At 72.9% G+C, this 2,031-nt stretch carries 3 protein-coding genes; all 3 read left to right on the plus strand.

All coding sequences use genetic code 11. From position 1 onward, the window contains the following. Positions 1 to 97: 97 nt before the first annotated feature. Entirely contained in the window at positions 98 to 766 is a 669-nt protein-coding gene (locus tag G6021_RS12735) for an HAD hydrolase-like protein (RefSeq protein ID WP_179524996.1), read from the plus strand. Then, positions 756 to 1,232 (plus strand): low molecular weight protein-tyrosine-phosphatase, encoded by a 477-nt coding sequence (locus G6021_RS12740; RefSeq protein ID WP_179524995.1) that lies wholly within the window; start codon positions 756 to 758, stop codon positions 1,230 to 1,232. The genes G6021_RS12735 and G6021_RS12740 overlap by 11 nt, the downstream gene beginning before the upstream one ends. A gap of 31 nt (positions 1,233 to 1,263) precedes the next feature. Next, positions 1,264 to 2,031 (plus strand): SURF1 family cytochrome oxidase biogenesis protein (locus G6021_RS12745; RefSeq protein WP_182641448.1); only part of this gene is annotated, 768 nt, incomplete at its 3' end.

A 2,031-nucleotide genomic window follows, 5' to 3' on the forward strand; every position in this document is an offset into this window, starting at 1 on the left:
GGGGGCGGCGCTCATGACCGGCAGCCTAGGCGGGGCCCACGGGGGCGGCGGCGACGGGTGGCGGCGCGTGCCGGCCGGGGTCTGAGAGGATGACGGCATGCCCGACCGCCCGATCCTCCTCGTCGACCTCGACGGCACCATCACCGACTCACTGGACGGCATCGCCAGGTCGCTCCACCACGCGCTGGACACCGTCGGTGCCCGGTGGGACGACTCACGTGACATCCGCTCCATCGCGGGCCCACCCATGCCGGACACCCTCGCCTCGCTGGGGCTCGGGGGCGACGATCTGCAGCGGGCGATGAGCGCGTACCGCGAGCGCTACACCGACGTGGGGTGGCTCGAGAACGCGGTCTACGAGGGAATGGACGGCCTGCTGACGAGCCTGGCCGGCCACGGTTTCCGGATGGCCGTGGCGACGAGCAAGGACCAGCGGGCCGCGCGACGGATCCTGGAGCACTTCCGGCTCGACGACCCGTTCGAGTTCATCGGCGGCGCGGACCTGCGGGTCGGGCGGGCGGCCAAGGCCGATGTGATCGCGCACTCACTCTCCGCACTCGGCGTCGATCCGGTACCGGTGGCCGAGGGGGGCACGGGCCACGTCCTCATGATCGGCGACCGCGAGCACGACGTGGAGGGGGCCGCCCGCTACGGGATCCCCACGGCGATCGTGCGCTGGGGTTACGGCAGCCCCGGCGAGTGGGACGGCGCCCGCTGGTCCCCGGCGGACACCGCCGAGCTGGAGCGGATCATCCATGAGTGGTGACCCGCGCGTGCACGTCGTCTTTGTCTGTACCGGCAACATCTGCCGCTCCCCCATGGCCGAGGTCATGGCACGGCACGCGTTCTCCGGCGCCGGGTTCGGCGACAGGGTCACCGTCTCGAGCGTGGGTACCGGTGGGTGGCACGTCGGGGACGGCATGGATCCGCGGGCCGCGGCCGAGCTCGAGTCCCACGGGTACGACAGCACGCACGTGGCCGCACAACTGTCGGCCCCCGATCACCGGGCCGACCTGGTGGTGGCGCTCGACCGCGGCCATCGCGACCACCTCCTCGGCGCCGGGGTCGAGGAACACCGTGTCCGCCTCCTGCGGGGGTTCGATCCCGCGGCGGACGGTGAGGACGTGGCCGACCCCTACTACGGCGACCACGACGGCTTCACCCGGACCCGTCTCCAGATCGCCGAGGCGCTCCCCGGGTTGGTGGCCGAGGTGCGTGCCCTCCTGACTTAGCCCGTCGGGGTCCAGCGGATACCCTGGGGACATGCGGAGTCTGCGGCGCTTTCTGAGTCCCGGCTGGCTGATCGGCCTGCTCGCCGTGTCGCTGTTCGCCTGGGCGTGCTTCGCCCTCCTGGCCCCGTGGCAGCTGGGCAAGAGCGAGGACCTCGATGCCCGCAACACCCGCCTCGCCGAGTCGATAGAGGCCGCGCCGGCCCCGTTCGGGCAGGTGGTGGACGCTCCCGAGGCGTTCGTCGACCGCGAATGGCGGCTGGTGACACTGGACGGCCGGTGGCTACCCGACGCCGAGGCACTGCTGCGGCTCCGCGCGGTCGACGGCGAGCCGGTCTACCAGGTGTTGACGGTGTTCGATCCGGTCGATGGGCCGGAGATCCTGGTCAACAGGGGTGTCGTCCCCGTCGGCGAGAACAACACGGTCCCCGACTACGCCGCCGCGCCCGCGGGGCCCGTCGAGATCACCGCTCGGCTCCGCGCGGCGGAGAGCGGTCAGGCGGAGCCGGTCCTCGTGGACGGACTGCCGGCCGTGAGGGTCCTGGACCCCTCCGTGCTGGGCGGGGCACTCGGCCACCCGCTCGTGCCCGCCGGATACCTCCAGCTCTCCGGTGACCAGCCCGGATCGCTCACCCCGGTGCCCATCCCCGGGATAGAGAACGGCCCGTACCTCTCCTACGGCCTGCAGTGGCTCGCCTTCGGCGTCCTGGCGCCGCTCGCCCTGGCCTACTTCGCGTGGGCCGAGATCCGGGCGCGACGCCGCGACGCCGAGGCGGACGAGAACCCGGCGCCGCCGGCCGGC

This window comes from Dietzia sp. CW19, assembly GCF_014145265.1.
Lineage (GTDB): Bacteria > Actinomycetota > Actinomycetes > Mycobacteriales > Mycobacteriaceae > Dietzia > Dietzia natronolimnaea.